Raw genomic sequence first — 24,911 nt, 5'->3', positions numbered from 1 at the left:
AAAGGAGAAAAAGAGATGCGTTTTTTAGCACCTATTAGTGTAGCACTTTTGGTGATTTTGGATCAGCTTACTAAAATAGGTATTGTAGAATATTTTTCTGATCCTAGCAAAGAGAATATTATTTTATGGCCAGGTGTTTTAGAGTTGACTTATGTAGAAAATAGAGGAGCAGCTTTTGGGATGATGCAAGGTAAGGTATGGCTTTTTGTTATCATTACAGCAGCGGTTCTTGTTATGATTGTATGGTACTGGAGACATATTCCACAAGGTAGGACAGGTCATTGGATGAAAGTTGCACTTGTGCTAGTTATGAGTGGTGCTATAGGAAATTTCATTGACAGAGTTTGTTTAAATTATGTACGTGATATGATTTATTTTTCTCTTATTGATTTCCCAGTATTTAATGTGGCAGACATGTGTGTAGTAGTAGGAGTGGTTCTACTCTTCCCTATTTTATTGTTTGGTAATATTGAACAAGAGGAACAAGAATTAATTGACAACGAGGAATAGACAATGAATGAAACATTAGAATTATATGTTAAAGAGAGTGGACAAAGGCTAGATAAATATTTAGGCCAAGTTTTAACGGACTATACACGTTCTTTTTTGCAAAAACAAATAGAAGAAGGTAATATTTTAATTAATGGTATAGTACAGCCAGCACGTTACAAAGTAAAACAAGGTGATTCTATTACAGTAAATATTCCAGAGCCTAAAGAGGTAGATATTATTGCTGAAAATATTCCAATAGAAATTCTTTATGAAGATGATGATCTTATTATTGTCAATAAGACGCAGGATATGGTGGTGCATCCTGCACCGGGTAATTATACAGGGACATTAGTCAATGCACTTCTTTATCATTGTAAAGATGGACTTTCTGGTATTAATGGAGAAGTACGCCCTGGTATTGTACATCGTATTGACAAGGATACATCAGGTATTTTAATGATTGCTAAAAATGATAAAGCCCATTTAGCTTTATCGTCACTTTTAAAAGATCATCATATTACACGTAAATATCATGCTATTGTATATGGAACTTTTAAAGAAAAAGAAGGTATTGTTGAAAAGCCTATTGGCAGATCACCAAAGGACCGTAAGAAAATGGCTATTGTAAGTGATGGACGCTATGCGAAAACACACTATAGAGTTTTAGAGGAATTTGACAAGTTTTCTTACGTAGAACTTACACTGTTTACAGGAAGAACACATCAAATTAGAGTACATTTAGCAAGTATAGGACATCCTATTTTAGGAGATCCTATTTATGGACCTCAAAAATCTATGTGGGGACTTACAAAACAGACTTTACATGCTAAAGTATTAGGATTTGAACACCCAACCACCTCACAATATGTAGAATTTAATAGTGATTTACCAGGCTATTTTCAGACAATACTTGACAGATTAAGAAAGATGTGATAAGGTCAAACTGATAAAATCCTTTAAAGTAGTCCGCGAGGCTAATAAGGATGTACAGATCGGTTAATAGGCCAATTCATATTGCTTAAAAGCAGTATTGAAATATGTATATCTAAAAAGCTTCTTACAGGTGTAGGAAGCTTTTTTATTTTGAGGATTATGGACAAGAGAAGGAGGAAATTTTCATGGCATTTAAAGTATTATTAGATGAACTTGCTATGAATCGTGCACTTACACGTATAGCACATGAAATTCTTGAAGCAAACAAAGGGGCTAAAAATATTATACTTGTGGGAATTGAGACAAGGGGAGTACCTCTTGCGCAAATACTCGCAGACAAAATTAAAATGATTGAAAATGTAGAAGTACCCGTTGAGAAAATTAATATTGCTTTTTACCGTGATGATTTAGAGAAAAAGTATACACAACCTTTAGCTGGGGAAAGCAGTATTCATGATATTAATGACAAAACAGTTATTTTAGTAGATGATGTTATTTATACAGGTCGTACAGTGCGTGCTGCAATGGATGCACTGATGGATTTGGGCAGACCAAGTTATATTAAATTAGCAACGCTTATTGATAGAGGACATAGAGAGCTTCCTATTCGTGCAGATTTTATAGGAAAAAATATTCCTACTTCTAAGAAGGAAATTGTACATGTTAAAATCCAATCAATAGATGGAGAAAGCTGTGTTTTACTAGAAACTAAATAAGAAAATTTAATAAGAGAGAGGGATTGAAGTGGAACAAATTTCAACAGGTAAAAAAGTTATTTTAGGCATGCAGCATGTGCTTGCAATGTTTGGAGCAACAGTACTTGTACCTATGCTGACAGGACTTAATCCAGGTATTGCTATTTTAGCAGCAGGTATAGGTACACTTGTATTTCATTCTGTTACAAAAGGAATTGTACCAGTATTTTTAGGTTCAAGCTTTGCGTTTATTAGTGCTATTAGCCTTGTTTTATCACAATATGGTATTGGTGTTGTGAAAACAGGTATTATTGCAACAGGATTTGTCTATATAATGATGGCAGGTATTATTAAACTTGTAGGGGTAGAAAAGGTTAAATCATTCTTCCCACCGATTGTAGTAGGACCTATGATTATGGTTATTGGCCTTAGATTAAGTCCAACAGCTATTAATATGCTGCGTATTGATAGTACACCAGAGAATCTACTTGCAAATCTTCCAGCTGGTATTCCAGAAGATTTACCAATTGAAGTTATTCAAAATATGGGTATTGTATTACCTTTAGATATGCAAAAAGTATTTGTTGCTCTATTAGTTGTATGTATTGTTATTGCCATCTCTATTTGGGCAAAAGGTTTCTTCAAAATGATTCCTATTTTAATTGCGGTTGTAATGGGATATGTAGTTTGTTTAGTAATGGGAATGATTGATGTAACACCTATTATGGAGGCAAGCTGGATAGGTTTCTCGGAAGAAGCTTTTAGCCAAATAATGACATTGCCAGCCTTTAATCAAGATGCATTAGTAGGAATATTAGCAATAGCACCTATTGCACTCGTTGTATTTATTGAGCATATTGGAGACATTACAACAAATGGTGCGGTTGTAGGAAAAGATTTCTTTAAAAATCCAGGAATTCATAGAACACTTCTAGGTGATGGTTTAGCTACTGTAGCAGCAGGTCTTTTAGGTGGCCCAGCTAATACAACTTATGGTGAAAATACAGGTGTACTTGCTGTTACAAAAGTATATGATCCAAAAATTATTCGTATTGCAGCGCTTTTTGCTGTTGGTTTAAGTTTATGTGGTAAGTTTACAGCACTTGTTAATACCATTCCAGGTGCTGTTATGGGTGGTATTAGTATTGTACTCTTTGGAATGATTGCAGCAGTAGGTGTACGTACACTAGTTGAAGAACAACTTGATTTTAAACATAGCCGTAACTTACTTATTGCAGCTGTTATTTTTGTAGTAGGTATTGGTGTATCTGATGTGCCTATGTGGGGAAATATTACCATTTCAGGACTTGCCATCGCAGCTTTATTTGGTGTAATTCTTAACAAGTTCTTACCACAAGATCTATAATAATTGCTATACTTAAGTAAAAATAGTGTTATACTAATAGGGAGATAAATATCTCCCTATTATTTTTTTGAGAGGGATGAGAAAGTGAAAGCTGAAATACTTGCTGTAGGTAATGAGGTCATTATGGGACATACAGTTAATACAAATGCAAGTTATATTGCAAAACGTCTTAAAGAATACGGCATAGGGGTTAAATACCATATTGCAGTAGGGGATTGTAAAGAGGATATTGAAGAAGCTTTAGCCCATGCATTAAGTCATGCAGAGTATATTTTTATAATAGGTGGACTAGGTCCAACTCAAGATGATCTAACTAAAGAAACAGTATGTCAGTATCTTAAGAAGCCTCTTGTGTTTTATCCTTCTATTTATGAAGGAATTGTAGCCTATTTTGCAAAAACAAATCGTATAACACCAGAAAATAATCGTAAGCAGGCATATTTTCCAGAGGATGCATCTATTTTAGACAATCATAATGGAACAGCTCCAGGATGTATGATTCCAGTAGAAAACAAAAAAATTTTCTTATTACCAGGACCTCCGAATGAACTTATTCCCATATTTAACAATGAAGTCTGTCCCTATTTAGAGAAGGATCTAAAAGAGGTTTATTATACTTTAGATATAAAATGTTTTGGTATAGGAGAAAGTCATCTTGCACAATTAGCAGGAGACCTATTGGGTGAATTTGAAGATACACTAATAGCACCTTATGTAAGTAATTTAGAAGTTATCATTCGTATTTGTACTTGGAAAACAAGTATAGAAGCCGCTAGGCAAGAGGCTGAGCGTTATAAAAATAAGATAGAAGAGCGATTAAGACCTTATATAATTGGTTATAATGAAGAAACGATAGAAGAGAATATTTTGAAACTTCTACAAACTAAGCAATATAGTGTAACAACGGCTGAATCTTGTACAGGAGGATTATTGGCTGGAACATTAGTTAATTGTGGTGGCATTTCGAATTATTTTAAGGAAGGTATAGTTACTTATAGTAATGAAGCCAAGATGAAGTATCTTCATGTTAAGGAAGAGACTTTAAATCAATTTGGCGCAGTAAGTTATGAAATAGCTAAAGAAATGGCAGAGGGTGTAAGACAAACTGCAGGGGCTCATATTGGGCTTGCTACAACAGGCATTGCAGGCCCTGATGGCGGCACAGAGGAAAAACCTGTAGGGCTTGTCTATATAGGTATAGCATTGCCAGGTGAGACTTTTGTTTATGAATTACATTTACAGGGTGATAGGCAATCTATACGGTTGCAGGCAGTCAAACATACACTTTATCAGCTCTATAAAAAACTTAAATAATTAGGACTTGCTATTAGGAAAAAAATTAGTTATAATAAACACAGAACAAATGTTCGATTAGATGAAGAGGTGAGATGATGAATAACGAATCAAAAAAAGCTTTAGATGCAGCTATAGCTCAAATTCAAAAACAATTTGGTAAAGGCTCTATTATGAAGCTAGGAGAAGCAACAGAAACAAGTGTATCTACTTTTCCAACAGGTTCATTAAGTTTAGATATAGCCCTTGGGGTTGGGGGAATGCCACGTGGAAGAATTATTGAGGTATATGGACCTGAGTCTTCCGGTAAAACAACCGTTACACTTCATATGATTGCAGAAGTTCAAAAAATGGGAGGCATTGCAGCCTTTATTGATGCTGAGCATGCATTAGACCCAGCTTATGCTAAAAAATTAGGTGTAAATATTGATGAACTTTATATTTCACAACCAGATAATGGAGAACAAGCTCTTGAAATTGCAGAAACAATGGTACGTTCAGGTGCAATTGATCTTGTTATTGTAGACTCTGTTGCAGCCCTTGTACCACGCGCAGAGATTGAGGGAGATATGGGTGATTCTCATATGGGTCTTCAAGCAAGACTTATGTCACAAGCCCTTAGAAAGCTTACAGGTGTAGTGAATAAATCAAAATGTACAGTAGTCTTTATTAACCAATTACGTGAAAAAGTAGGAATTACTTTCGGAAGTAATGAAACAACTACAGGTGGTCGTGCTCTTAAATTCTATGCATCTGTGCGTTTAGATGTACGTAAAATTGAAACACTTAAACAAAGCAATGAATTTATTGGTAGCCGTACACGTGTAAAAGTTGTTAAAAATAAAGTAGCTCCACCTTTCCAACAAGCAGAATTTGATATTATGTATGGTGAAGGTATTTCTAAAGAAGGTGATGTACTTGACTTAGCAAGTAATATTGATATTGTTAATAAAAGTGGTGCATGGTATTCTTATGGAGATATAAGACTTGGGCAAGGTAGAGAAAATGCTAAAGTATTCCTTAAAGAAAATGAGGATCTTCTTAGAGAGATTGAAATGGCTGTACGTGAACATTATGGTATCAACAAACTGCAAGAAGGAAACTATGATGAGCAAGATGTAGATGCTGAAGAAATGATGTTAGATTTAGAAGATTAATAGTAAAGGATATAACAAGTCGTTTTCATGTTATATCCTTTTTTTATTATATAAAAACTAAATAATGCTACCATAAATACCTAAGCAGCTAAGGAGAAAAACGTTTAGAAATTGAAAAAATTGGGAAGGATTTAAGGGAACTATGAATTATGAAATTACAGCAATTGAAGAACAGAAAAAAGATCCTAACAGATGTTCAGTATTCATTAATGGAGCATTTGGATTTGGACTTTCTAAAAAGGCTGTAGAGCGTTATCAGCTCTGTGTAGGCATGGTATTAGACCAGCCAGCCTATGAGAAGCTTATGGCAGCGCTCCAGTTAGATAAGGCTAAATTTAAGGCATTAGATATGATTAGCAGAGGAAGCAAGAGTGAGAAACAAATGCGTGAAAAACTTATTCAGGCAGAGTATAGTGAATATATTGTAGAGGAAGTTATGCAGTTCTTAAAGAAATATCAGTATATTGACGATGATGCACTTGCTAAAAGATATATAGAATCTAGAAGTCAATATAGCCATAAAAGTTTAAGACAAATTAAAGCAGAACTCTATAGAAAAGGTATTTTAGTGGATCAAGTAAAAGACTACTGTGAAGATACTGAAGAACGAGAAGAAGCTAATATAGAGTATTTTTTAGATAAATTTAGATATGACCCTACATGGGATATTAAACAAAAGCAAAAGATCATTAATCGTCTTTTAACAAGAGGCTTTCAATATAGTCAAGTGGAAAAATGCCTAAGAAAGAGAAATGAAGGCTTTGACGCCTAAGGCGTATGCTTGACAGTGTTTTTAAAAAGTTATACAATTATGTTGTTATTTGCACGTTTTTAGCACAAAAATAGGGAGGTGGTAATATCAGCATGAGTAGTAGTGCCATAATTGGTATAGTTGTGGCAGTAGTAATAATAATTGTAGTTGGAATATTATGCTTTGCAGCAGGCATTCTTTATAGAAAGCGTATAGCAGAGGCTCAAATTGGTTCAGCAGAAGAAAAAGCGCGAAAAGTAATAGATGATGCTATAAAGACTGGGGAAGCTAAAAAGAGAGAAATGCTTTTAGAAGCAAAAGAAGAAAATATTAAAGTTAAAAACGAATTAGACAAAGAAGTTAAAGAACGTAGAGGTGAACTTCATCAGCTTGAAAGACGCTTACTACAAAAAGAAGAGGTACTTGATAAGAAATCTAATCAATTCGAGCAAAAAGAAGAGCAACTTCAGATAAGACTTGATAAAATTGAAAAAACAAAGTTCCAAATTGAAGAGTTAGAGAGAAAACAACTCGAAGAATTAGAACGCATTTCAGGTTTAACTTCAGAAGCTGCTAAACAATATCTATTAAAGACTATTGAAGATGAAGTTAAACATGAATCAGCGCTACTTATTAAAGAAATTGAAGCCAAAGCTAAACTTGAAGCAGATAAAAAAGCAAAAGAAGTACTTACAAATGCTATTCAAAAATGTGCCGCAGACCATGTAGTAGATACAACAGTATCTGTTGTACCATTACCAAACGATGAGATGAAAGGGCGCATTATCGGGCGTGAAGGACGCAATATCCGTACTCTTGAAACACTTACTGGTATTGACTTAATTATTGATGATACACCAGAAGCTGTTATCTTATCAGGATTTGATCCTATCCGTCGTGAAATTGCAAGAATTGCACTTGAGAAACTAATCGTAGATGGCCGTATACACCCTGCACGTATTGAGGAAATGGTTGAAAAAGCACGTAAGGAAGTTGAAGTTCTTATTCGTGAAGAAGGAGAGGCTGCAACTTTTGAAACAGGTGTACATGGTATTCATCCAGAACTTATTAGACTTCTTGGTAAGATGAAATTTAGAACAAGCTATGGTCAAAATGTATTAAGACATTCTATTGAGGTTTCAAACTTAGCAGGTCTTATTGCAGGTGAGCTTGGGCTTGATATTCGCCTTGCAAAACGTGCTGGATTATTACATGATATCGGCAAATCTGTAGATTATGAAGTGGAAGGTTCCCACGTAAGCATTGGTGCAAATCTTTGCCGTAAATATGGTGAAAATGCAGTTGTAGTAAATGCAGTAGAATCTCATCATGGTGATGTAGATCAAGAAACAGCTATTGCTGTTATTGTTCAAGCTGCAGATACCATTTCAGCAGCTCGCCCAGGTGCAAGACGTGAAACACTTGAAACTTATATTAAACGTTTACAAAAATTAGAAGAGATTGCCACATCTTTCAAAGGTGTAGAAAAATCTTTTGCAATCCAAGCTGGACGTGAAGTACGTATTATGGTTGTACCAGAGGAAGTAGATGATGAAGGACTTATTTTATTAGCGCGTGAAGTGACTAAACAAATTGAGAAGGATTTAGAATATCCTGGTCAGATTAAAGTAAGTATTATCAGAGAAACTAGAGCAACTGAATATGCTAAATAGATTAAAGAAGTAGTATAATTTTTATACTACTTCTTTTTTGTGCAAATTTGAGAGTTTTATTAAATGAAAATTCATAAATTAAATCTAATACAATTTAAGAAATGAAGTAAAATAGAGAAATATAAATAAAATTAAGCAGAAAAAAGTATTAAACTTGTAAAATAGAACAAAAATAAAGAGAACTGCATAAAATAATATTAAAAAACATTATGAATTTTAAGATTATATTTCTTGCAAAAGTCTGATAAATAAATTATAATAATCATAAAAATTCAAAATAAACTTAGGTGGTGAAGATATGATATCTAGATTAGCAAGTAGTATAGCACCGTCTTCGACTTTAGCTATTACAGCTAAAGCAAATGCTATGAAAGCAGAAGGTATAGATGTTGTAGGATTTGGGGCGGGAGAGCCAGATTTTGATACACCCGATTATATTAAACAGGCAGCTATTAAAGCTATAGAGGAAGGCTTTACAAAGTATACTGCTGCATCGGGTATTTTAAGTTTAAGAAAGGCTATTGCAAACAAGCTGCAAAAAGAGAATAATGTCGTTTATACACCTGAACAAATTGTAGTGAATAATGGTGCTAAGCACTCTTTAGTAAATACCTTTATGGCTTTGTTAAATCCAGGAGATGAGGTTATTGTACCTGCACCTTTTTGGTTAAGCTATCCTGAAATGATTAAAATGGCTTATGGTATTCCTAAAATTCTTTATACATCTAAGGAGAATGCATATAAATTACAACCTTCAGATCTAGAGGAAGCTATTAGCACTCATACAAAAGCTATTGTAATCAATTCGCCTTCTAATCCTACAGGCGTTGTCTATACACGAGAAGAGCTTAAGGCTTTAGCTGAAGTAGCTGTTAAATATGATTTATGGATTGTATCTGATGAGATTTATGAATACCTTGTATATGAGGAGGCTGAACATACATGTATTGCTTCTTTGTCTGAAGAGATTTATAATCATACAATTACTATTAATGGACTTTCTAAAAGTCATGCTATGACAGGATGGCGCATAGGCTATATTGCTGCTCCTTTAGAAGTTGCAAAAGCAGCTGGGAATATTCAGTCTCATGCTACTTCTAATCCAAACTCTATTGCTCAAAAAGCTGCAGAGGCTGCTCTAGATCTTAGTAAAACTTTTGCTAAAGATATGGTGGAAGTATTCAGAGAGAGAAGAGAAGTTATGTATAAGGGGTTATGTGAGATTGAAGGATTTGATGTGATTAAACCACAAGGTGCTTTCTATTGTTTTATTAATGTCTCTGCTTTATATGGTATGAAGTATGATGATCAAACCATTACGAATGCTGCAGATTTTGCAAAATATCTTTTAGAAAAAGAAAAAGTAGCCATTATACCTTGTCAGGATTTTGGAGCACCTGATTGTATAAGACTTTCCTATGCAATGAGTGAAGAACTTATTCAGAAAGGGCTTTTAAGAATAAAAGATTTCGTAAGTAAATTACAGGCATAGAGTTTTCTCTCTATGTCTTTATTTTTTTAGATAAGATTATGAACAAAATACTAAGAAATTATAAAAATGTTCGATTATGGTTGAGTTTAATAAAAAAATTTCTTATAATAAAAGAGAACTATAAATTGACGGGTAGCAGAAGAAAGGAAGAAGTGCATGAAAGATACTTACTCAAGTCCATTAGCAGGCAGATACGCAAGTCGTGAGATGCTTTATTTATTTTCAGATGATAAAAAGTTTAGAACATGGCGTAAGCTATGGATTACATTAGCAGAAACAGAACAAGAATTAGGTCTTGCTATTACAGATGAACAAATAGAAGAAATGAAAAAATATGAACAAGACATTAATTATGATGTAGCAGATGCATGGGAAAAAAAAGTAAGACATGATGTTATGGCACATGTACATGCGTATGGTGAACAAGCAGAAAAAGCTATGCCAATTATTCATTTAGGGGCTACAAGTTGTTATGTAGGGGACAATACAGATCTTATTATTATGTACGAAGCATTAGAAGTTATTCGTGTTAAAGTACTTAATGTTATGCAAAAGCTTACTGAATTTGCATTAAAATATAAAGGAATGCCAACACTTGGTTTTACACATTTCCAAGCAGCTCAGCTTACAACAGTAGGAAAAAGAGCAACACTATGGCTACAAGAGTTGTGGCTTGATTTACAAGAAATTGATCATTTACTTGCACACAAGAGATTAAGAGGGGCAAAAGGTACAACAGGTACACAAGCAACTTTCTTAACTTTATTTGATGGAGACTTTGAAAAAGTTAAAGCTTTAGATAAACGTATTGCTGAAAAATTAGGTTATGAAGATGTATTCCCTGTAACAGGACAAACTTATTCAAGAAAAGTAGATGCTCAAATTTTAAACGCTTTAAGTCAAGTGGCACAATCTGCTTATAAATTTAGTAATGATATTCGTTTATTACAACACTTAAAAGAAATTGAAGAACCATTTGAAAAAAATCAAATTGGATCATCTGCTATGGCCTATAAACGTAACCCAATGCGTAGTGAGCGTATAAGTGCTTTATCACGTTTTGTAATTTGTGATGCACTTAATCCAGCTATGACTTCCTCAACACAATGGTTTGAAAGAACACTTGATGATAGTGCCAATAAACGTTTATCTGTTTCAGAAGCATTTTTAGCAACAGATGCTATCCTTGAAACTTATTTAAATATTACAGATGGGCTTGTTGTTTATCCGAAAGTTATTGCTACGCATATTCAAAATGAACTACCATTCATGGCTACAGAAGTTATCTTAATGGAAGGTGTTAAACGCGGCGGTGATAGACAAGAACTTCATGAGAAAATCCGCGTGCTTTCTATGGAAGCAGCTTATGAAGTAAAACAAAATGGTAAACCAAATGACCTTATTGAACGTATTCTTGCAGATGGTACATTTAAAATGACAGAAGAAGAATTACGTAGTATTCTAAAACCAGAACTCTTTATTGGATGTGCAAGTATGCAGGTAGATGACTTTATCGGTGAAGTGATTCAACCTATTTTAGATGCCAATGCTGAAGTGTTAGGTAGAGCTGGTGAAGTAAGGGTATAAGTTTTATCAAATAAAATCTATTTAAAAAGGTGTAGAAGCTCTTTGAGCTCTACACCTTTTATGTTTAATAATCTTAATAGAACTTAAGGCGATTAATAGAATGAAAATGATAAAAAGAATCATACCAATAATAAGCAATATGATTAGGACTCCTTAGATAGATAAGCTTCATCTTTTTTGGGGGTAACAACAAGTCTCACGCCTCTAATTTCTTGAATAATAACAGTAGCACCTTTTTCAATAGAAGTGTTATCTAAGGTAATAGCACTCCAAATTTCACCATCTAGTTTTACTTGGCCTACTCCACATGTAGAAGAGGTGATAGCTTCTAGAACAATTCCTTTTTTACCTATGAGTGCATCAATATTGGTGGGAATAGAATTTTTATGTGAAAATTGGGTCGTAAAACGCTTGGTTAAAGTAATAAGTAGAATAAAGGACACAATCAGGAAGACGCCTAATTGAATAGGAATACTAGAAGTAAATAAAGAAGTAATAAGACTTGCAAAAGCACCTACGCAGAACCACATAAGAAAGAATCCACTGTAGGCTATTTCAGCAATAGCAAAAGCAATGCCTATAACTAACCATAGCAACCACATAAAATCACTCCTTTCTTTTAAGCCATACAATGTTATAATAAAGAGAGTATGAGCTTACAAAATATTACATTATGATTATATCATAGTAATTTGAATATTTTAAATAAAACTTGAGAAATGAGGAATAAAGATGAACAATTTTGGATTTATTGGCGCAGGCAATATGGGGAGTGCAATGATTAATGCTATTGCTAGAAAATTTGAAGAGGCTATCTGTGTTTATGATGTAGATAGTAGACAATATGAAAAGTTTACAGAAAATAATATTTGCAAGTGTGAAGATATTGAAACTTTAGTAGAAAAGTCTACATATATTGTTTTAACGATTAAGCCTCAATACTATAAAGGTGTATGTGAGCAAATTAAAGATTTATTAACACCAGAGCATGTTATTATTACCGTGGCACCAGGATTTAGTATTGAAGAAGTGAAAAATCTTTTAAATGGACATAAGAAAGTTGTACGTACTATGCCAAATACACCAGCTTTAGTAGGAGAAGGTGTTACAGCTTTATGCTATGATGGACAAATGATAGAAGGAAATGAAGCAAAAGTTATTGAGGAGCGATTTGGAGCTTTTGGTAAATCTTTTAAGGTAGAAGAACATCAGATGAATGCTATCGTAGCCTTATCAGGCTCATCTCCAGCCTACGGTTATCTTTTTATTGAAGCGATGGCAGATGCAGCAGTTAAATTTGGTATTCCAAGACCAATGGCATATGAAATGGCGGCACGTTCTATTAAAGGGGCTTGTGAAATGGTTATAGAAACTAAAGAGCATCCAGGTACACTAAAAGATGCTGTTACTTCTCCAGGAGGAACTACTATAGAAGCTGTAGCTAAATTAGAGGAGACAGGTTTTAGACACAGTGTCATTAGTAGTATGACTGCATGTTATGAAAAAGCAGAAAAGATGAGTCAGAAAAAATAAAGAGGAGAGGATTAGATGAGCGCAAAGCGTATAGGGAGAGAAGAAATTTATAAAGGTAAAATATTTACAGTAGTACAAGATGAAATTGAATTTGAAGATGGAAATAGGGCAAAATGGGATTTGGTCATGCATAATGGGGCTTGTGCTATTGTACCACTTACAAAAGATCTAGAAGTCATTTTAGTTAAGCAATATAGAAATGCAGAAAATGGAGATGTCTTAGAAATACCAGCAGGTAAGCTTGAAAAGGGAGAAGAACCTTTAACATGTGCGAAAAGAGAACTAGAGGAAGAAATTGGCTATAGAGCAGGAGCTATCGAAAAAATATGTGCTATGTATACAGCAGTAGGATTTAGTAATGAAAAGCTCCATCTTTATATAGCAACCGAGCTTGTGAAAAGCAAACAAAGCTTAGATGAAGATGAATATATTGAACTTGTAACCTATCCGCTTGAAGAAGCGATTAAGATGATTTTTACAGGAGAAATTAAAGATAGTAAAACCATAGTAGGATTATTGGCTGTTAAAGAATTTTTAAGAAAGACGTTCTAATCTATTTGAATACTTCATACCTTAATAATAGGACAAACCTATAGAAAGAGGGGGAGTGTTTGAAAAAGTATTATCATCTATTTTTACGAGGTGTTATAGGGGAAACCCTTTTCTGGCTTGTACTGTTTTTAATTGGCCTTGTAGCGGGAAGTTTATATAGCATTTCATTAAAGAATCAGACAGAACTGTTTTTTGTACTAAATCAAATAACTATGACGCCTTTATCTCATAAAGGAAATGAGTGGGCTCTATTAAAGGAATCAATAGGGATACATCTTATACAGCTCATAGGTATGTGGCTAGGGGGATTATCAAAGCTTACGTTTATCATTAGCCTGTTGATATTCCTGGGCATTTCATTTAGTTATGGTTTTTCTGTAACAAGTTTCTTTTTGTTATATGGAATGAAGGGGATTTGGGTGAACTTACTTCTTTTCGGGCTCCAGGGACTTATTATTGTTTTTATGGGAATGTATATTGGAGAGCATAGTTTAAGGTATCAGCAAAAGGGAAAAGAGCATTATTTAAAACCCTATTTAAATGTACTAGGTTTTGCCTGTATCAGTATAGGGATAGTGAGTTTGGTAGATACTTATATTCAGCCTATGCTACAAACACTTATTTATAGAATTTTATAAGAGATAAAATTTAAATAGCTTATAGCGTTATGCTTTAAATGTATTTTGACATAATGCTATAAGCTATTTTTAAATAATATAATATTATTCTTGTTGATAGTTATAGTTTATAGGGTAAATCCTATAAAAGATAGATAAGCTTAGTATACAATGAATACATTCAAATGAAAGATTCTATAATGGAATTAGAAAGATTTCACAGCTTTCTGAATTACACTTGTCGTAAACTTATATGACATTATTCTAGCTATTTTAACAGGAAAATCATAAAATCTAATTTAATGTATTGTCTTACAACATAGAGTATGGTATAATTCAATGCGAAAATAAAACACACACATAGTATGGTGCAAAAAGGTGCTGAATAAGTCTTTTGCATAAAGACTATGTGGAGGTATAACCAGGAGGAAATAACATGAGCGTAATTTCAATGAAACAACTTTTAGAAGCAGGTGTTCATTTCGGACATCAAACAAGAAGATGGAACCCAAAAATGAAAGAATACATCTTCACAGAAAGAAATGGCATCTACATCATCGACCTTCAAAAAACAGCTAAAAAAATCGATGAAGCTTATGCTGCAATTCGTCAAGTAGCTGAAGAAGGCGGAAAAGTATTATTCGTAGGTACTAAAAAACAAGCTCAAGAATCAATCAAATCAGAAGCAGAACGCAGTGGTATGTACTATGTTAACCAAAGATGGTTAGGTGGTATGCTTACAAACTTCTCAACAATTAAAAGCCGTGTTGCTAGACTTAAACAATTAGAAGAAATGGAACAAGACGGTACATTCGAAGTACTTCCTAAAAAAGAAGTAATTGAACTTCGTAAAGAAATGGACAAACTTGAAAAGAACTTAGGTGGTATCAAAGAAATGAAACAATTACCAGACCTTATGTTCGTAGTTGATCCAAGAAAAGAAAAAATCGCTATTCAAGAAGCTCACATCTTAGGAATTCCAGTAGTAGCTATCGTTGATACTAACTGTGATCCAGAAGAAGTTGATTATGTAATCCCAGGTAACGATGATGCTATTCGTGCGGTTAAATTAATCGTAGCTAAAATGGCTGATGCAATTATAGAGACAAATCAAGGTGAAATCTTTGAAGCAAACGCAGAAGAAGAAACAGAAGCAAACAGCGAAGAAGTTATCGCTGAATAATTAATCTGGAGGTAATGTACAATGGCTATTACAGCTGCTATGGTAAAAGAGTTACGTGAAAGAACTGGCGCAGGTATGATGGACTGCAAAAACGTATTAAATGAAGTTGATGGCGATATGGAAAGAGCTATCGAAGTATTACGCGAAAAAGGTTTAGCAAAAGCTGCTAAAAAAGCTGGTCGCGTTGCTGCTGAAGGTCTTGTTAAAGAAATGATTTCTGCTGATCATAAAACAGCTGCTTTAGTTGAAATCAACTCAGAAACAGACTTCGTTGCTAAAAACGAACAATTCGTTACTTTCGTAAATCAAGTAGCAGAAATGGTACTTAACAACGAAGTAAATGATGTAGAAGCATTAAAGGCTCTTCCATGGTGTGAAGATGCATCTAAAACAGTTGGTGATGTTTTAACAGAAAAAATCGCTACAATTGGTGAAAACTTAACACTTCGTCGTATTGCTCGTATGACAACAGATGGTGTATTTGCTGCTTATACACATGGTGGTGGTAAAATTATCGCTGTAGTTGAAATGGGCGCTGAAGGCGAAAAAGCTCTTGAAGTAGGACGTAACGTTGCAATGCAAATTGCAGCTGTTAACCCAGAATACATCAGAACAGAAGATGTGTCTGCTGAAAAACAAGAAAAAGAAAAAGAAATCTTAATGCACCAAGCACTTAATGAAAACCCAGGTAAACCTGAAAACATCATTGAGAAAATGGTAATTGGTAGATTAAATAAACAACTTAAAGAAATCTGCTTACTTGAACAAGAATATGTTAAAGATCCAGATTTCACAGTTGGTAAATATGTTGCAGCTGAACTTGGCAATGCTGATGTAGTTAAAGCTTTCGTACGTTTCGAAACTGGCGAAGGTATCGAAAAAGTAGAAGAAAACTTTGCTGAAGAAGTTGCTAAACAAATGGCTGGAAACTAATAAGAGTAACATATAGGGGGCACATGGTGTCCCCTTTTTTACAGCGTAGACGCCATGAAAATACTTAATTATTTTTATTTACGTCTAGAAATAAGAAGAATTTTGTGGTAGAGTATTCATAGCAGGAAGGTGAATGTAATGCAAAAATATAACCGTGTACTTGTTAAGTTAAGTGGTGAAGCGTTAGCAGGAGACAAGCAAAGAGGTTTTGATCATGAGGTTATTACACGTGTAGTTGGCGAACTTAAACAACTTGTTCAAAATGGAATAGAAGTATGTGTTGTAATTGGTGGCGGAAACTTCTGGAGAGGCCGTACAAGTGGAGATATGGATCGTACAAAAGCTGACCAAATTGGGATGTTGGCAACAATTATGAATGCCATTTATGTTGCAGATGTATGTCGTAGTGAAGGTATTGAATCCGTAGTTCAAACACCATTTGCAGTAGGAAACATGACTGAACTTTTCTCAAAAGATAGCGCTCTTCTACATATGAAACAAGGAAGAATCGTTTTCTTTGCAGGCGGAACAGGACATCCTTATTTCTCTACAGATACAGGTGCAGCACTTAAAGGCTGTGAAGTAGAAGTAGGAGCACTTCTTTTTGCTAAAAATATTGACGGTGTATATGATAGCGATCCAAAGCTTAATCCAGAAGCTAAAAAATATGAGCGTCTTTCATGTCAAGAAATGTTAGCTAAAAACTTAAAAGCAATTGACGCTGCCGCGGCAACTTTATGTATTGATCAAAAGCTTCCAGTTATCGTATTTGATTTAGATACACCAGGGGGTATTTTAAAAGCTGCAGCAGGTGAACCAATAGGCACCACCATTTATGTGGAATAACTTATAGGAGGATATTTTATGAATCAACAATTAAACAAATATCAAGACAAAATGCAAAAAACTATCAATAGCCTTTTAGATGAGTTTAACACAATTAGAGCAGGGAGAGCGAATCCACACGTTTTAGATCGTATCTCTGTAGATTACTATGGCGCACCAACACCAGTTGTGCAAGTAGGTAACGTAAGTGTTCCAGAACCACGTATCCTTATGATTCAACCATGGGATGCTACATTACTTAAAGCAATTGAAAAAGCAATTAATGAATCTGACTTAGGTATTAACCCATCTAATGATGGTAAAGTTATTCGTCTTGTATTCCCTGAGCTTACAGAGGAACGCAGAAAAGAACTTACTAAAGAAACTAAGAAAAAAGGCGAAAATGCTAAAGTTGCTATTCGTAATATTCGTCGTGAAGCGTTAGATGCATTCAAAAAAATGCAAAAAGCTAATGAAATGACAGAAGATGAATATAATACAATAGAAAATGGCGTGCAAAAATTAACGGATAAATTTGTTGAAGAAATTGATCGTCATATTGAGAATAAAAATAAAGAAATTTTATCTGTTTAATCATTTAAAACTCCTCAATATGAGGGGTTTTATTGTTTTTTAGGAGGCATTATGATAGAGAAAAACAAATTACCTAGACATGTTGCAATTATTATGGATGGAAATGGGAGATGGGCTAAAGAACGTGGATTCTCCCGTAATGAAGGTCATAAAAAAGGAAGTGAAGTTGTAAAAAAGATTACGAACTATGCTGAAAAATTAGGTATAGAATATTTAACAGTATATGCCTTTTCAACTGAAAATTGGAAGAGACCACAAGATGAAGTAGATGGCTTAATGAATCTCTTACGCCGATATTTAAAAAATCATATAAAAGATACCAAAAAGAATAATGCCAAGTTTAGAGTAATTGGAGATCGTATAGGGTTACCGCAAGATATTCAAAACCAGATTGAAGAGCTGGAGGGGCTAACAAAAGATAAATCAGGTATTTGTATTAATATTGCCATTAATTATGGGGGAAGAGATGAAATCATTAGAGCATGTAGACACATGATAGAAGCTCGTGTAGAACCAAATGCTTTAAATGAGGAATTATTTGAAAGTTTTCTAGATACGAAAGGGATACCAGATCCAGATTTAATGATTCGAACAAGTGGAGAAATGAGAACAAGTAATTATTTACCATGGCAGCTTGCTTATAGTGAATTTTACTTTACACCTTGTTTATGGCCAGATTTTACAACCAAAGAATTTGATAAAGCATTAGAAGAATACAGTAACCGAAAAAGACGCTTTGGTAAAAGTGAATAGGAGGAACTCACGTGCTTAAAAGAGTTTTAACAGGTGTTATAGGTATACCACTTGTTATTTTAATAATGATTCTAGGAAATCCACTTTTACAAATTATGGGGTGTATCGTAGCACTGATTGGTGTCTATGAGTTTTATGATGTGATAAAAAAACAGTATCATCCTATTGATTGGATAGGATATGGTGTAACTATAATCTTTTTCTTAAATCATAGGGGGATTATGGAGCATTTCGCTCTATTTATAAGTTTAGTCATTATGGGATTACTGATTTTTATGGTATGTACTTATCCTAAATATAATATTGTGGATTTAGCACTTACCCTCTTTGCGCCTTTATATGTAGGACTTTTAATAAGTTTTGTAATCCTCTTACGCGAAGCGGAGTATGGACAATTTTTCGTGTGGCTTATTTTTATTAGTGCATGGGGAAGCGACACGTGTGCTTACTTTACAGGTAGCCTAATTGGAAAGCATAAATTAGCGCCTGTATTGAGTCCTAAGAAAACAGTTGAAGGTGCTATTGGTGGGGCAGTAGGAGCAGGACTTTTAGCAGTAGTTTATACCTATATTTATACATTGTTTGCAATTCCATATATGCGTGAAAATATGTTGCTCATAGTAGGAATAGTGGTAGTAAGTGCTATACTTTCTCAATTTGGTGACTTAGCAGCTTCAGCTATAAAGCGTACATTAGGCGTTAAAGATTTTGGATATATTTTTCCAGGTCATGGTGGTGTATTAGATCGTTTTGATAGTATTTTATTTGTAGCACCTTTTATTGTGATTGCATTGCAATTTATTTCAGAATTTAAGATGATTGCATAGATAGGAGTTTAAATCGTGAGAACAAGAAAAATTGCCTTATTAGGCTCAACAGGTTCTATAGGAACACAGACACTCGATGTAGTCAGTCATGATGAACACATAGAAGTAGTGGGGCTGAGTGCACATCGTAATATAGATTTGTTAGAAGAACAAATTAAAAAATATCATCCTAAAGTAGTTTGTGTAATGGATGAAACAAAAGCGCAAGAATTAAGTAGAAGAATGGCTAGTCAAAATCTTGCTGTTGAAGTAACCTGCGGCATGGAGGGGCTTATTGCAGTAGCAACTTTAGAGGAAGCAGAAGTTGTTGTAACTGCTGTAGTAGGCATGATTGGTCTGCTCCCTACACTGGAAGCTATTAAAAAAGGTAAAATTATTGCTCTTGCTAACAAAGAAACTTTAGTAACAGCAGGGGACCTTGTAATGGAGACAGCTAAAGCTTATAATGTACCCATTTTACCTGTGGATAGTGAGCATAGTGCCATTTTTCAATGTTTAAGAGGTAATAGTCATCAGACCGTTTCACGTCTTATTCTAACAGCTTCGGGTGGGCCTTTTAGAGATTATACAAAAGACATGCTTCAAAATGTAACGGTTGAAGCGGCTTTAAAACATCCTAACTGGAGTATGGGAAGTAAAATTACTATTGATTCAGCTAGTTTAATGAATAAAGGACTTGAAGTTATTGAAGCTAAACATTTATTTGATGTTTCTTTAAGTCAGATTGATGTCGTTGTACACAAGGAAAGTATTATTCATTCCATGGTAGAGTACATAGATGGCTCAACAATCGCTCAGCTTGGTATGCCAGATATGAGACATCCTATTGCCTATGCCCTATATTATCCAGAACGTACTATGACATCTTATATACCTAAATTAGATTTTACTAAAATGAGTAATCTTTCTTTTGAAGCACCTAAAAAAGACTTATTCCCTTGCTTGCAGCTTGCTTATGATGCTTTAGAGATAGGTGGCACTATGCCAGCTGTTTTAAATGCAGCTAATGAAGTTGCTGTAGAGGCATTTCTTCAGAGAGAAATAAGCTTCTTGCAAATTCCTGAAATGATTCATGAAGTTATGAATCGCCACATATGTATAAGTAAGCCAAGCCTTGAAGAAATTCTAGAGATAGATAAATGGGCAAGGGTATACAGTAGACAGGAGGTTGCAAAACTGTGAGTAAAATCATAATGATTGTATTAATGTTTGCACTTATTATTTTGATTCATGAACTTGGACATTTTTTAGCAGCACGTTTTTTTAAAGTACGAGTTAATGAATTTGCTATAGGAATGGGGCCTAAGCTCTTTAGCAAGCAAAAGGGTGAAACTTTATATTCTATACGTGCACTCCCTTTAGGTGGATTTTGTAGTATAGAAGGAGAGTCCGGAGACTCTTATGAAGAAAATTCTATGATGACTAAACAACCATGGCAAAAATTCATTATTTTCATAGCTGGAGCAGTAATGAACTTTTTACTTGCATGGCTGATTTTTACTGTTATTATTGGCTATTTAGGGTATAGTACCAATGAAATTAGAGTTGTTCAAGAAGGTTTGCCGGCTTATGAAGCAGGTTTAGAAGCAGGAGACCGTATTATTGCTGTAGATGGGAATAAGACAGAGGATTTAGAGGATATACTAAATCAAGTAAGTGATCCACATAAAAGCTATGCCTTTACTATTGAGAAAAGTAATGGTGCGAAGCAGGATATCAATCTGACGCCTCAAATTATGGAAGATAATACAGCTAAATTTGGATTTTCAACTACCAGTGCACATACAAACATAGGACGTATGATTGTAGATGGATTTAAGACTAACTTTGTGATGGTGAAACAAGTTTTCCAAAGTTTTATTGATCTTATTACAGGAAAGCTAGGCGCAGACCAGCTAGCAGGGATTGTAGGTGTTGTACAGATTACTTCTGACGTATGGAATGAAGGAATGAAAGAAAGTTTTACAGCGGCATTTATGAATTTGTTATATGTAGCCGGTATACTTTCAGCAAACTTATGTGTCTTTAATTTACTACCTCTTCCAGCCTTAGATGGTGGACGTATCGTCTTTACTTTAATTGAAATGATTAGACGTAAACCAGTTGACCCAGAAAAAGAGGGGATGGTACACTTTATTGGATTCGTTCTTTTAATGGGGCTTATGGTATTTGTACTTTATAATGATATAATGAGGATTTTTGGATGATGTATACAAGAAATGAAACAAAAATAATTAATATTGGTGGTGTTCAAATAGGAGGAGGCAATCCTATAGCTATCCAATCTATGACGAATACCAAAACACATGACGTAGAAGCAACAGTTAATCAAATCCTTAAACTTGAGGAAGCAGGATGTGAAATTGTTAGAGTAGCAGTGCCAGATGAGCAGGCTGCTCGAGCTATTTCAGATATTACAAAACGCATTCATATTCCACTTGTTGCGGATATACATTTTGATTATAGACTAGCTTTGATGGCTATTGAAAATGGTGTACAAAAGCTTAGAATTAATCCAGGTAACATTGGAAATAGTGAGCGTGTACAAAAGGTTGTAGAAAAGGCTAAGGCGTATCATATTCCAATACGTATTGGTGTGAATTCAGGCTCTGTAGAAAAAGTATTACTTGAGCAATATGGTGGGGTCTGTGCAGCTGCTATGGTAGAGAGTGCTAAGAAACATATTGATTTATTAGAAGGTATGGATTTTACCGATATTGTAGTATCTCTTAAAGCTTCGACGATTCCTCTTGCAATAGAAGCTTATACATTATTTGCTAAGAAATATGCTTATCCTTTACATGTAGGGATTACGGAAGCTGGGACACTTTATAGAGGGACAGTGAAATCATCAGCTGGACTTGGTGCTATTTTATCAAGAGATATCGGTGATACGATACGTGTTTCACTCTCAGATGATCCAGTTCAAGAAATTGAATGTGCAAGGGCAGTATTACAATCTTTGGAACTTAGACAATTTGGTGTAGAGATTATCTCTTGTCCAACTTGTGGTAGAACAAATGTCGATTTAATTGGACTTGCTAAACAAGTAGAAGAACGTACTAAACATATTACAAAGCCTCTTAAGATTGCAGTAATGGGTTGTGCAGTAAATGGGCCAGGAGAAGCTAAGGAAGCAGATATTGGTGTTGCGGGAGGCAGAGGCGAAGGACTTATCTTTAAAAAAGGTGAGATTGTACGTAAAGTGAAAGAAAATGAACTACTAGAAGTGTTTATGCAGGAACTTAATCAGATTCTTTGAATAGAGTCTTGATTTTTAGTATAAAACGTATTATACTTTTTGTAGTATATATTGATGCGACTAGAAAGAGTGGGTAATTTGCCCACTCTTTCTATATGCATGGATGAATTGTTTATAACTTAAATGAATAGTTCATCTAGAATAAGCAAAACTATTTGTATGAGAGGATGAGCGCAAATGAACAAAAAACAAATAGTCGATGAAGTAACTAATTACCTTGAACCTATTCTTGCAAAGTTCAACTTTGAATTAGTTGATGTAGAGTTTGTAAAAGAAGGTCCTTCTTATTTTTTAAGAATCTATATTGATAAAGAGGGCGGCGTTACTATTGAAGACTGCCGTATAACAAGTCGTGCCATTGAAGAAGTATTAGATGAAAAAGATATTATTGAGCCAGCTTATATGTTAGAGGTAAGTTCACCAGGTCTTGATCGTGTACTAAAAAAAGATAAAGATTTTGAACGCTTTAATGGTCATGTTGTAGATGTAAAACTTTACACACCAATTAATAAACAAAAAATGATTCAAGGAGAGCTTGTTTCAAAAACAGAAGAAACTCTTACACTTTGTGATGAGGATGGAGAAACAATCGAAATCCCAATGAAAAATGTTGTAGTCGTAAGACTTGCTATACTATTTTAAATGTAAAATGCACTAGAGGAGGATTATAATGAATCAGGAATTTATTATGGCAATTGATCAAATTGCGAAATCTAAAGGAATTAATAGAGATAAGCTATTTGATGCCATTCGACAATCTATAGAGGCAGCTTGTAAAAAACACTTTGGAAGTGTAGGGGCAGTTAAACCAATTATTCGTGTAGACATTAATGAAGAAACTGGTGATGTAAAAGTCTATGCAGTGAAAAAAGTTGTTGAAGATGACGAAGTAGATGTAGATATTGCTGAAATTGGTGTATCAGAAGCTAAAAAAATCAATCCAGTTATTGATGTTGAAGACGTTATTGATGTTGAAATTACACCTAGAAACTTTGGACGTATTGCAGCTCAAAATGCTAAGCAAGTTGTTATTCAAAAAATTAAAGAAGCAGAACGTGAAATGGTTTATGATGAATACAGTGTTAAGCTTAATGATATCATTAAAGGAACTGTAATGAGAAAAGAAAAAAATGGTTTTATTGTTCAACTTGACCATACAGAAGCTTCTCTTCCTCTTACAGAAGCTATCCCAGGTGAAACTTTTGAGACTGAAATGGGTGGTGAAGATCATACGACACAAAGAGCTTTCTACTTATTAAATGTAAAAGACTTTAACAAAAATGAGCAAAAAATGGATGGTAAATCAAAGGGTGGCGCACAAGTTATTGTTTCTCGTACACATCCAGATTTAGTAAAACGTCTCTTTGAACAAGAAGTTGTTGAAATTAAAGAAGGCGTTGTCGTTATTAAGAGTATTGCAAGAGAAGCAGGTTCTCGTACAAAGATTGCTGTTCACTCAAATGATCCTGTAGTTGATCCAGTAGGGGCTTGTGTAGGTGAAAAAGGTAAACGTATCAGTCTTGTAGTAGATGAACTTAATGGTGAAAAGATTGACGTTGTACGTTGGAGTGAAGATCCAAAAGAATTTATTGAAGCGGCGCTTAGTCCAGCTAAAGTTCTTGAAGTATCACTTGAAGAAGTAGAAACTGAAAGAGGCATTGAAAGAAGTGCAAAGGTTATCGTACCAGAAAACATCTTAACTTTAGCAATTGGTAAAGGTGGTCAAAATGTACGCTTAGCAGCAAAACTTACTGGATGGAAAATTGACATTAAAAGTACACCTGTAGAAAATACAGAGGAGTAATGCCAATGAAAACAAGAAAGATTCCTTTACGTAAATGCACAGGTTGTGGTGAAATGAAAGATAAACGCGAGATGGTTCGTATTGTAAGAGATAGTGAGGGGAACTATTCATTAGATTTTACAGGGAAAAAACCAGGTAGAGGTGCATATATCTGTAAGCAAATAGAATGCCTAAATCAAGCAGAGAAAAATAAAGGACTAGAACGTTCATTTAAGACAAACGTAGGCAAAGAAATCTATAATGATTTAAGAAATGAGTTTAAAGCAAATGAATGATCAAAGAGTTTATCAATTAATCGGATTATGCCAAAAGGCACGTAAATTAATATCAGGTGAATTTGCAGTTAAGCAGGCTGTATTAAGTGAAACTGTTAAGCTTGTTATTATAACAGAAGATGCTTCTGCGAATACAACAAAACTCTTTAATGATAAATGTAATTATAGAAATATTCCTTGCATTAAGTGGGGAGATCGTTTCGAGCTGGGCAAAATGCTTGGAAAAGAAACTCGCGTTGTAATAGGAATAGTAGATGATAAACTAGCGGAGAAGATAGCAACTATGATAAAAAGTGATGGATAAAAAGTAAAGT

The 24,911-nt window shown here is 34.3% G+C and carries 27 protein-coding genes; 26 read left to right on the top strand and 1 reads right to left on the bottom strand.

Going from position 1 to position 24,911, the window contains the following annotated elements:
* Positions 1-15 precede the first annotated feature (15 nt).
* The 10 genes from lspA (at position 16) to purB (ending at position 11,439) form a co-directional block, all read left to right on the top strand.
* Positions 16-510, top strand: a complete 495-nt coding sequence (lspA, locus tag ACLTBU_RS07315; RefSeq protein ID WP_177672167.1) for a signal peptidase II — start codon at positions 16-18, stop codon at positions 508-510.
* Positions 511-513: 3 nt separating this feature from the next.
* Positions 514-1,425, top strand: a complete 912-nt coding sequence (locus tag ACLTBU_RS07310; RefSeq protein WP_177672166.1) for an RluA family pseudouridine synthase — start codon at positions 514-516, stop codon at positions 1,423-1,425.
* Positions 1,426-1,610: 185 nt separating this feature from the next.
* On the top strand, positions 1,611-2,141 hold the full coding sequence (pyrR, locus tag ACLTBU_RS07305; protein ID WP_177672165.1) for a bifunctional pyr operon transcriptional regulator/uracil phosphoribosyltransferase PyrR: 531 nt from the start codon (positions 1,611-1,613) through the stop codon (positions 2,139-2,141).
* A gap of 28 nt (positions 2,142-2,169) precedes the next feature.
* On the top strand, positions 2,170-3,486 hold the full coding sequence (locus tag ACLTBU_RS07300) for a uracil-xanthine permease family protein (protein ID WP_330597606.1): 1,317 nt from the start codon (positions 2,170-2,172) through the stop codon (positions 3,484-3,486).
* An 84-nt stretch (positions 3,487-3,570) separates the two neighbouring features.
* Positions 3,571-4,800, top strand: a complete 1,230-nt coding sequence (locus tag ACLTBU_RS07295) for a competence/damage-inducible protein A (RefSeq protein WP_177672163.1) — start codon at positions 3,571-3,573, stop codon at positions 4,798-4,800.
* 74 nt (positions 4,801-4,874) lie between these two features.
* A complete protein-coding gene (recA, locus tag ACLTBU_RS07290; RefSeq protein ID WP_177672162.1) occupies positions 4,875-5,936 on the top strand; it encodes a recombinase RecA in 1,062 nt (353 codons plus the stop codon).
* A 142-nt stretch (positions 5,937-6,078) separates the two neighbouring features.
* Entirely contained in the window at positions 6,079-6,708 is a 630-nt protein-coding gene (locus ACLTBU_RS07285) for a regulatory protein RecX (protein ID WP_177672161.1), read from the top strand.
* A 92-nt stretch (positions 6,709-6,800) separates the two neighbouring features.
* On the top strand, positions 6,801-8,360 hold the full coding sequence (gene rny, locus ACLTBU_RS07280; protein WP_412218399.1) for a ribonuclease Y: 1,560 nt from the start codon (positions 6,801-6,803) through the stop codon (positions 8,358-8,360).
* Positions 8,361-8,658: 298 nt separating this feature from the next.
* Entirely contained in the window at positions 8,659-9,852 is a 1,194-nt protein-coding gene (locus ACLTBU_RS07275) for a pyridoxal phosphate-dependent aminotransferase (protein ID WP_320650234.1), read from the top strand.
* Positions 9,853-10,008: 156 nt separating this feature from the next.
* A complete protein-coding gene (gene purB / locus ACLTBU_RS07270; protein ID WP_177672158.1) occupies positions 10,009-11,439 on the top strand; it encodes an adenylosuccinate lyase in 1,431 nt (476 codons plus the stop codon).
* Between the two features lie 143 nt (positions 11,440-11,582).
* Here the strand turns inward: purB and ACLTBU_RS07265 are convergent, their stop codons facing one another.
* The gene (locus tag ACLTBU_RS07265) at positions 11,583-12,041 is read right to left on the bottom strand and encodes an NfeD family protein (RefSeq protein ID WP_412218397.1); all 459 of its coding nucleotides are present in this window, start codon (positions 12,039-12,041) and stop codon (positions 11,583-11,585) included.
* Positions 12,042-12,171: 130 nt separating this feature from the next.
* Between ACLTBU_RS07265 and proC the strand changes: the two genes are divergently transcribed.
* The 16 genes from proC to ACLTBU_RS07185 all read left to right on the top strand — a co-directional run bounded on the left by proC (position 12,172) and on the right by ACLTBU_RS07185 (position 24,901).
* On the top strand, positions 12,172-12,972 hold the full coding sequence (gene proC, locus ACLTBU_RS07260) for a pyrroline-5-carboxylate reductase (RefSeq protein ID WP_249332512.1): 801 nt from the start codon (positions 12,172-12,174) through the stop codon (positions 12,970-12,972).
* 15 nt (positions 12,973-12,987) lie between these two features.
* On the top strand, positions 12,988-13,524 hold the full coding sequence (locus tag ACLTBU_RS07255; protein ID WP_177672155.1) for an NUDIX hydrolase: 537 nt from the start codon (positions 12,988-12,990) through the stop codon (positions 13,522-13,524).
* Between the two features lie 59 nt (positions 13,525-13,583).
* A complete protein-coding gene (locus tag ACLTBU_RS07250) occupies positions 13,584-14,162 on the top strand; it encodes a hypothetical protein (RefSeq protein ID WP_177672154.1) in 579 nt (192 codons plus the stop codon).
* 415 nt (positions 14,163-14,577) lie between these two features.
* On the top strand, positions 14,578-15,324 hold the full coding sequence (gene rpsB, locus ACLTBU_RS07245; RefSeq protein WP_249332513.1) for a 30S ribosomal protein S2: 747 nt from the start codon (positions 14,578-14,580) through the stop codon (positions 15,322-15,324).
* A gap of 21 nt (positions 15,325-15,345) precedes the next feature.
* Entirely contained in the window at positions 15,346-16,257 is a 912-nt protein-coding gene (gene tsf / locus ACLTBU_RS07240) for a translation elongation factor Ts (RefSeq protein ID WP_177672152.1), read from the top strand.
* Positions 16,258-16,395: 138 nt separating this feature from the next.
* A complete protein-coding gene (gene pyrH, locus ACLTBU_RS07235) occupies positions 16,396-17,103 on the top strand; it encodes a UMP kinase (protein ID WP_177672151.1) in 708 nt (235 codons plus the stop codon).
* Positions 17,104-17,121: 18 nt separating this feature from the next.
* A complete protein-coding gene (frr, locus tag ACLTBU_RS07230) occupies positions 17,122-17,676 on the top strand; it encodes a ribosome recycling factor (protein WP_177672150.1) in 555 nt (184 codons plus the stop codon).
* 51 nt (positions 17,677-17,727) lie between these two features.
* Positions 17,728-18,429 (top strand): isoprenyl transferase, encoded by a 702-nt coding sequence (locus tag ACLTBU_RS07225; protein ID WP_177672149.1) that lies wholly within the window; start codon positions 17,728-17,730, stop codon positions 18,427-18,429.
* 11 nt (positions 18,430-18,440) lie between these two features.
* A complete protein-coding gene (locus ACLTBU_RS07220) occupies positions 18,441-19,256 on the top strand; it encodes a phosphatidate cytidylyltransferase (RefSeq protein WP_177672148.1) in 816 nt (271 codons plus the stop codon).
* A gap of 15 nt (positions 19,257-19,271) precedes the next feature.
* The gene (locus tag ACLTBU_RS07215; protein WP_177672147.1) at positions 19,272-20,438 is read left to right on the top strand and encodes a 1-deoxy-D-xylulose-5-phosphate reductoisomerase; all 1,167 of its coding nucleotides are present in this window, start codon (positions 19,272-19,274) and stop codon (positions 20,436-20,438) included.
* Positions 20,435-21,463 (top strand): M50 family metallopeptidase, encoded by a 1,029-nt coding sequence (locus ACLTBU_RS07210; protein ID WP_177672146.1) that lies wholly within the window; start codon positions 20,435-20,437, stop codon positions 21,461-21,463. Before ACLTBU_RS07215 ends, ACLTBU_RS07210 begins: the two co-directional genes overlap by 4 nt.
* On the top strand, positions 21,460-22,518 hold the full coding sequence (gene ispG, locus ACLTBU_RS07205) for a flavodoxin-dependent (E)-4-hydroxy-3-methylbut-2-enyl-diphosphate synthase (protein WP_283246180.1): 1,059 nt from the start codon (positions 21,460-21,462) through the stop codon (positions 22,516-22,518). The genes ACLTBU_RS07210 and ispG overlap by 4 nt, the downstream gene beginning before the upstream one ends.
* 177 nt (positions 22,519-22,695) lie before the next feature.
* A complete protein-coding gene (gene rimP, locus ACLTBU_RS07200) occupies positions 22,696-23,160 on the top strand; it encodes a ribosome maturation factor RimP (protein ID WP_249332515.1) in 465 nt (154 codons plus the stop codon).
* Positions 23,161-23,188: 28 nt separating this feature from the next.
* Positions 23,189-24,322 (top strand): transcription termination factor NusA, encoded by a 1,134-nt coding sequence (nusA, locus tag ACLTBU_RS07195; RefSeq protein ID WP_177672144.1) that lies wholly within the window; start codon positions 23,189-23,191, stop codon positions 24,320-24,322.
* Between the two features lie 5 nt (positions 24,323-24,327).
* Positions 24,328-24,597 (top strand): RNase P modulator RnpM, encoded by a 270-nt coding sequence (gene rnpM, locus ACLTBU_RS07190; protein WP_177672143.1) that lies wholly within the window; start codon positions 24,328-24,330, stop codon positions 24,595-24,597.
* Complete coding sequence (locus ACLTBU_RS07185; RefSeq protein ID WP_412218393.1) at positions 24,590-24,901, top strand: L7Ae/L30e/S12e/Gadd45 family ribosomal protein; 312 nt, start codon at positions 24,590-24,592, stop codon at positions 24,899-24,901. The genes rnpM and ACLTBU_RS07185 overlap by 8 nt, the downstream gene beginning before the upstream one ends.
* The last annotated feature ends 10 nt before the right edge of the window (positions 24,902-24,911 follow it).

The sequence above is a fragment of the Zhenhengia sp. genome, assembly GCF_046966505.1.
Taxonomy (GTDB): domain Bacteria; phylum Bacillota; class Clostridia; order Lachnospirales; family Cellulosilyticaceae; genus Zhenhengia; species Zhenhengia yiwuensis.
This window is presented reverse-complemented; position numbering and strand designations above follow the sequence as displayed.

Bases quoted from the DNA above. Each gene is read 5' to 3' on its own strand.
- frr (WP_177672150.1), top strand. From the start codon at position 17,122: ATGAATCAACAATTAAACAAATATCAAGACAAAATGCAAAAAACTATC.
- ACLTBU_RS07275 (WP_320650234.1), top strand. From the start codon at position 8,659: ATGATATCTAGATTAGCAAGTAGTATAGCACCGTCTTCGACTTTAGCT.
- ACLTBU_RS07225 (WP_177672149.1), top strand. From the start codon at position 17,728: ATGATAGAGAAAAACAAATTACCTAGACATGTTGCAATTATTATGGAT.
- tsf (WP_177672152.1), top strand. From the start codon at position 15,346: ATGGCTATTACAGCTGCTATGGTAAAAGAGTTACGTGAAAGAACTGGC.
- lspA (WP_177672167.1), top strand. From the start codon at position 16: ATGCGTTTTTTAGCACCTATTAGTGTAGCACTTTTGGTGATTTTGGAT.
- rimP (WP_249332515.1), top strand. From the start codon at position 22,696: ATGAACAAAAAACAAATAGTCGATGAAGTAACTAATTACCTTGAACCT.
- pyrH (WP_177672151.1), top strand. From the start codon at position 16,396: ATGCAAAAATATAACCGTGTACTTGTTAAGTTAAGTGGTGAAGCGTTA.
- rny (WP_412218399.1), top strand. From the start codon at position 6,801: ATGAGTAGTAGTGCCATAATTGGTATAGTTGTGGCAGTAGTAATAATA.
- ACLTBU_RS07285 (WP_177672161.1), top strand. From the start codon at position 6,079: ATGAATTATGAAATTACAGCAATTGAAGAACAGAAAAAAGATCCTAAC.
- ACLTBU_RS07310 (WP_177672166.1), top strand. From the start codon at position 514: ATGAATGAAACATTAGAATTATATGTTAAAGAGAGTGGACAAAGGCTA.
- recA (WP_177672162.1), top strand. From the start codon at position 4,875: ATGATGAATAACGAATCAAAAAAAGCTTTAGATGCAGCTATAGCTCAA.
- rpsB (WP_249332513.1), top strand. From the start codon at position 14,578: ATGAGCGTAATTTCAATGAAACAACTTTTAGAAGCAGGTGTTCATTTC.
- ispG (WP_283246180.1), top strand. From the start codon at position 21,460: ATGATGTATACAAGAAATGAAACAAAAATAATTAATATTGGTGGTGTT.
- proC (WP_249332512.1), top strand. From the start codon at position 12,172: ATGAACAATTTTGGATTTATTGGCGCAGGCAATATGGGGAGTGCAATG.
- ACLTBU_RS07185 (WP_412218393.1), top strand. From the start codon at position 24,590: ATGAATGATCAAAGAGTTTATCAATTAATCGGATTATGCCAAAAGGCA.
- ACLTBU_RS07265 (WP_412218397.1), bottom strand. From the start codon at position 12,041: ATGTGGTTGCTATGGTTAGTTATAGGCATTGCTTTTGCTATTGCTGAA.
- nusA (WP_177672144.1), top strand. From the start codon at position 23,189: ATGAATCAGGAATTTATTATGGCAATTGATCAAATTGCGAAATCTAAA.
- rnpM (WP_177672143.1), top strand. From the start codon at position 24,328: ATGAAAACAAGAAAGATTCCTTTACGTAAATGCACAGGTTGTGGTGAA.
- pyrR (WP_177672165.1), top strand. From the start codon at position 1,611: ATGGCATTTAAAGTATTATTAGATGAACTTGCTATGAATCGTGCACTT.
- ACLTBU_RS07255 (WP_177672155.1), top strand. From the start codon at position 12,988: ATGAGCGCAAAGCGTATAGGGAGAGAAGAAATTTATAAAGGTAAAATA.
- purB (WP_177672158.1), top strand. From the start codon at position 10,009: ATGAAAGATACTTACTCAAGTCCATTAGCAGGCAGATACGCAAGTCGT.